This is a genomic window from Halobacterium bonnevillei, assembly GCF_009831555.1.
Classification (GTDB): domain Archaea; phylum Halobacteriota; class Halobacteria; order Halobacteriales; family Halobacteriaceae; genus Halobacterium; species Halobacterium bonnevillei.
Map to the genome: position 1 here is coordinate 1 of NZ_WUUU01000187.1, position 5,558 is coordinate 5,558.

8 protein-coding genes and 1 pseudogene are annotated in these 5,558 nt (G+C 68.3%); all 9 read left to right on the forward strand.

Annotated features, from left to right (window positions below; translation table 11 throughout):
* The coding region (locus GRX66_RS15990; RefSeq protein WP_159527419.1) for an MBL fold metallo-hydrolase at positions 1-459 on the forward strand (459 nt) is incomplete at its 5' end.
* Positions 460-574: 115 nt separating this feature from the next.
* A complete protein-coding gene (locus GRX66_RS15995; protein ID WP_159527420.1) occupies positions 575-856 on the forward strand; it encodes a 50S ribosomal protein L44e in 282 nt (93 codons plus the stop codon).
* Positions 857-858: 2 nt separating this feature from the next.
* Complete coding sequence (locus tag GRX66_RS16000; protein WP_159527421.1) at positions 859-1,032, forward strand: 30S ribosomal protein S27e; 174 nt, start codon at positions 859-861, stop codon at positions 1,030-1,032.
* Entirely contained in the window at positions 1,029-1,829 is an 801-nt protein-coding gene (locus tag GRX66_RS16005; RefSeq protein ID WP_159527422.1) for a translation initiation factor IF-2 subunit alpha, read from the forward strand. Before GRX66_RS16000 ends, GRX66_RS16005 begins: the two co-directional genes overlap by 4 nt.
* Positions 1,826-2,008 (forward strand): RNA-protein complex protein Nop10, encoded by a 183-nt coding sequence (locus tag GRX66_RS16010; RefSeq protein WP_159527423.1) that lies wholly within the window; start codon positions 1,826-1,828, stop codon positions 2,006-2,008. Before GRX66_RS16005 ends, GRX66_RS16010 begins: the two co-directional genes overlap by 4 nt.
* Positions 2,009-2,011: 3 nt before the next feature.
* Positions 2,012-2,766: pseudogene (locus GRX66_RS16015) on the forward strand (proteasome assembly chaperone family protein).
* A gap of 301 nt (positions 2,767-3,067) precedes the next feature.
* Positions 3,068-3,955: a cupredoxin domain-containing protein gene (locus GRX66_RS16020; protein ID WP_159527424.1), complete on the forward strand. Its 888-nt coding sequence runs from the start codon at positions 3,068-3,070 to the stop codon at positions 3,953-3,955.
* A 142-nt stretch (positions 3,956-4,097) separates the two neighbouring features.
* Complete coding sequence (locus GRX66_RS16025) at positions 4,098-4,814, forward strand: J domain-containing protein (RefSeq protein ID WP_325064153.1); 717 nt, start codon at positions 4,098-4,100, stop codon at positions 4,812-4,814.
* Positions 4,811-5,558, forward strand: a 748-nt coding sequence (locus GRX66_RS16030; protein WP_325064154.1) for a metallophosphoesterase, incomplete at its 3' end; no start/stop codon positions are given. The genes GRX66_RS16025 and GRX66_RS16030, both read left to right, overlap by 4 nt.

Genomic DNA, 5,558 nt, shown 5'->3' on the forward strand with positions numbered 1-5,558 from the left:
CACGTCCACCCCGACCACGCGGGCGGCTTCGACGCTGTCGTCGACCGCTACGACCCGACCACCTACGTCCCGTCGGAGTCGACCCACGACTTCGCCCACCGGCCGGACCACCGCTACGACCACGGCGACACCGTCGGCCCCTTCGAGGCCGTCCACGTCCCCGGCCACACCGACGACAACTATGCGCTCGTCGACGAATCCCGGGCCGTCGCCGTCGTGGGGGACGCCGCCATCGGCGCGGACTGGCGCGGGCTCCCCGCCGGCTACTTCGTGCTCGTGGAAGGCATCTACTCGACGGACCTCCGCGCCGCCGAACGCAACCTCGAACGCCTCCAGTCGTACGACTTCGAGATCGGCCTGGTCTTCCACGGTAGCCACGTCCTCGCGGACGCACGCGAGAAGCTAGACGCGTTCGTCGACTTCCCGAACAAGCCCGACACCTGGCCGGAGGAGGGCTGACAGCCAGCGATGGCTGGCGGTATCCGCGGGACGGCAGCGGTCGGCCGGCGGCCCGGAACCAAACCCATTTTAAGCAACCACGTCTAACTGAGGGACAACAGAGGTTATTTCGCTCATGGAGATGCCACGCCGATTCAACAGCTACTGCCCGCATTGTGACGAACACCACCAGATCGAGGTCGAGAAAGTCCGAACCGGACGCTCGTCCGGCATGAAGTGGGACGCTCGCCGCACGAAGCGCGCGAACGCCTCCATCGGGAACCACGGCCGGTTCTCGAAAGTGCCGGTCGGCAACAAGCCGACGAAGAAGACGGACCTCAAGTACCGCTGCAGCGAGTGCGGGAACGCCCACCTGCGCGAAGGGTGGCGAACCGGCCGACTCGTCTTCCAGGACTAATCATGGCTGGAGGATTCTTCAAAGTCGAGTGTCCGGACTGCGAGAACGAACAGGTCGTCTTCGGGAAGGCCTCCTCGGAGGTCGCCTGCGCCGTCTGCGGCACGACGCTCGCGCGTCCGACCGGCGGCGAGGCGGAGTTCACCGGTGAGGTCGTGGAGACTGTCGAGGCGAGATGAAGTACGTTGGCTGGCCCGAGGAGGGCGAACTCGTCGTCGGCAAGGTCGACGACATCGAGGACTTCGGCGTGTTCGTCGACCTCGAGGAGTACGAGGACAAGCGCGGCCTCGTGCACGTCAGCGAAGTGGCCAGCGGCTGGATCAAGAACGTTCGCGACCACGTCAACGAGGACCAGACCGTCGTCGCGAAGGTGCTGGACGTCGACGAGTCAGCACAACAGATCGACCTCTCGCTGAAGGACGTCAACGACCACCAGCGTTCGGACAAGATTCAGGAGTGGAAGAACGAGCAGAAGGCCGACAAGTGGCTGACGCTGGCGTTCGGCGAGGACATGGCCGACGACCAGTTCCGCCGCATCGCAAACGTTCTGCTCGGCGAGTTCGGCAGCCTCTACGAGGGGTTCGAGCAGGCCGCGATTCACGGCTACGAGGCCCTCGAGGACTCCGACCTGGACGACGACGAGCAGGACGCAATCGTCGAGACGGCTCGCGAGAACGTCTCCGTGCCGTACGTGACGGTCACGGGCTACGTGACGTTGACGTCCCCCGACGTGGACGGCGTCGACGACGTGAAAGAAGCGCTGCAGGCAGCCGAGGGGAACGGCGACGTCCCCGACGAGGCCGACCTGGAAGTGACGTACGTCGGCGCGCCCGAGTACCGCATCCGGGTGCAGGCGCCGAACTACAAGACCGCAGAGGACCAACTCGAGGAAGCGGGCGCTCGCGCGGTCGCCGAGATCGACGCGCAGGGCGGCGAGGGGAACTTCCACCGCGAACGGCAACTCGACGAGGAATGAAATCCGACATCCGGGTGTGTTCGGCGTGGCACGAACGCCACGACCGCCCGGTGTACACGCTTTCTGCTGTGTGTCCCGACTGCGGCGCGGACGCCGTCAACAGCGCGCCCGCCCCGTTCGACCCCGAGGACCCCTACGGACGCTACCGACGCGCTCTTAAGGAGCGCGGCCGCCGTTAAGGTATGGACGAAATCGACATCGCGTGGGAATCCGAACCGGACCTGGAGGACCCCGTGTTCGTCGAAGGTCTGCCGGGGGTCGGTCACGTCGGGAAACTGGTCGCCGAGCACGTCGTCGAGGAGGCCGAGAGCGAGCGCGTCGCTCGCGTGCACAGCGAACACTTCCCGCCACAGGTGACCGTGGGCGACGACAGCGTCGCGGAGCTCGCGGCGGCCGAAATTCACGCTGTCGACACCGAGGGCCGCGACCTGCTGGTGTTGACGGGCAACCACCAGGCGCAGGAGAACGTCGGTCACTACCGCGTCACGGAGGCGTTCCTCGACGTCGCCGAGCAGTTCGACTCGACGGAGCTGTACGCGCTCGGCGGCGTTCCGACCGGCGAACTCGTCGAGGAGCACGACGTCATCGGCGCCGTCTCCGACGCCGGCCTGACGGAGCGTCTCGAGGAGGCGGGCGTGGAGTTCCGCAGCGAGGAGCCGGCGGGCGGCATCGTCGGGTCAAGCGGCCTCTTGTTGGGCCTGGGCGGTCGCCGCGGGTTCGACGCGGCGTGCCTGATGGGCGAGACGTCGGGCTACCTCTCGACCCGAAGGCCGCGAAGGCCGTCCTCGCCGTGCTCGAGGACATGCTCGGGTTCGACGTCGACGAGGAAGCCCTCGACGACCGCGCCGACGAGATGGAGGAGGTCGTCAGCCGCCTCCGCGAGATGGAGGAGGGGCCGAGCCCCGGCGGCGAGGAAGACCTCCGCTACATCGGGTAACAGGCGCCCGCCGGTGTCGAGGGGTCGCAGCGCTCACTATCCCGACGCGGGTGGGTTCGGGCCCGGACCCCCGAGAGCTGACCGGTCGGTGTCATAAACACCGCCTTTCCGCGAAGGTCCGCTGGTAAACGCCGACTTGTGACGCACCCCGACGCGGGCGACGCGACCGCCGCGACGCCGGTTCTCGAACGCCTGATGTGTCTCGACGGTGTCCCTACTGTGGTCGGAATTGGTGACTTACCTCCTGTTTCTGTAATTTTCCACTCATAACATTCGACGTGCAGGTCGTAGTGTCGACTCGATGTCCAGAGAACCGAGTAACTCCACGGCCGACGCGTACAGCACCGACCGCGCCTGGTCGCGGCGGACAATCCTCAAACTCACGGGCGGCGGGATGGCAGTCGGCGGTATCGCCGGTGTCGCCGGCGGCTTCCAGGACGACGAGGACGGCGGAGAGGGCCAGGACGGCGACGAGGGCGAAGACGGCGACGAGGGCGAGGCGGAAACGGGACCGGACGACAGCGCGCTCGTCGACGACCTCATCGACCCGACGTGGGGGTACCCTCTCGCCGCCGACGAGACCGGGAGCGTCGACGTCGAGAACGTCGTCGCGATGGAGACGATGTCGGGGGCGGGCGCCCACGAAAACTTCCCGCTCGACATGGCGTCCGGGGAGGTGCTGGAGTTCGAGTTCAAGTTCGACCCGGTCGGCCTCCACGTGGAACCCGGAGGGGTCGTGCACTTCTTCTCGGCTGGCGGCGAGCACACCGCCACGGCGTACCATGAGAAGTACAGCAATCCAGAAATCGAACTCTCGACTCGGCTCCCGGAGGACGTGCCCGGGTTTACTTCGCCGCCCGTCGTCGAAGGCGAGTCCTGGCTCTATCAGTTCCACGAGGAGGGCATCTACGACGTCCTGTGTCTCCCCCACCTCCCCGTGGGCATGGTCATGCGAATCGTCGTGATGGCGTCGGGCGAAGACGGCGCGGGAGACGGAATGGAAGACGACAGCGACGGCGCGGACGACGGAACGGACGACGATATGGAGGGCGACGTGTTCACTCCGTCCCCCACGGAGGGACTGCTGCCGAACGTCAAGCGCGTGTTCGACGCTCCGGAACTCACCCCGGAGAACATCGTCGAGGAAGGGTCCGTCGCCTGGGCCGACCTGACGCTCACCGAGGAGTGACGCAGCAAGCGGTTCCAACACAGATTTTCGTGTGCACTGCCGACGACTCACCCGTGCAGGCCGACGACCCACCCGCGCCGCCCGATACCGTGCGATTCCCGGTGGCGAACGATACTTCTCCGACGAGCCCCGAGTACGCGGTGTGCTGCCGGACTGGCTGGGGCTCGGACTCGCAATCACCGGCGCGGTAGCCGTCCTGACCGCGGCGCTGTTCGCGTTCGCCCAGCGGAGGTTCCCGACGCCGCCGGTTTCGCCCGCGAGCCGGCGCTCCGGGGAGTGGAAGCGCCGCCGCGAGATCCGTCAGTACCTGCGCGCGATCGACGAACCGTTCGCGGAGGACCACTTCGTCGCTGGCCGCCACGTGGCGTTCTACCTGCCGGGACGCGACGTCGCCATCACGTTCGACGCGCCCGCGTACTTCCGGATTCGGAACGCGGGGACGCACGTCGTGCTGGCCGAACACGAGATGCCGGGGTGGGCGCTGGGCGCGCGCTTGCCGTTCGAGACGCCCGACGTGGCGGACGAGTTCGGCGCAGGAACCGGCGACGCCCGCGACGACGCGGACCGCGTCGACAGCGTCGAGGCCGCGTTCCGGACGCTCGGCGTCCCGCGGACTGCCAGCGAAGGGGACGTGAAAGCCGCCTACCGGGAGCGGGTGAAGGACGTCCATCCGGACCACGGCGGCGACCGAGAGACGTTCGAGCGCGTGCGCGAAGCGTACGCGACGGCGCGGAGGCCGCCGAGGCCTGAGTCTGTGGCTGCCACAGTCGCACGAGCCGAACCGGGGCCGCTGCCGTCCCGCGAACGGGGTGGTGGACCGCTGCATCTAACCCGGTGTAGTCCCGAGCGGGGGACGTGAGCGACACTCCGTCGTGGGTGGAGTTCGGCGAGCGCGCGGCGTACCTGCCGGCCGCGGACGCCGTCGTGGTCGCCGACTTCCACGTCGGCCGGGACGCCGCCTCGAACGTCGCCCTCCCGCTGGGGGAGCACGACGACCTCGTGGACCGTCTCGACGAACTACTGGCGTCCTTCGACCCGGCGACGGTCGTGATCGCCGGTGACCTCCTTCACGTCCACGGCGACCTGCCCGACGGCACCAGGGAGACCGTCGAGGCCGTTCAATCCTCGGTCAGCGACGCGGATGCGGCCCTCCGGGTGGTCCGCGGGAACCACGACACGATGCTGGACGCCGTCGGAATCGACGGCGAGGACGCCGTGGAACTCGCGGACGGTACCGCGGTCTGCCACGGCCACGAGGACCCGCCCGTGGACGCGGATCGGTACGTCGTCGGCCACGAGCACCCGGCGGTCGAGATCGAGGGGACCCGACATCCCTGCTTCCTGCACGGCCCGAAGCAGCACGACGGCGCGGACGTCCTCGTGGTCCCGGCGTTCACGCGGCTCGCGGCCGGGACCCTCGTCAACGGCCTGCGTCGCGACGATTCGCTGTCCTCGATGCTCTCGAACCCCGACGGGTTCCGCCCGGTGGTCGTCAGCGAGGGCGAGACGCTGGCGTTCCCCGCGCTGGCGACCTCCGCGGCCTGCTCTGAATCCGGGGGTCGGGCTCCAGGTACGAGACGTCCGCTCGGACCGCGGCGGCCCG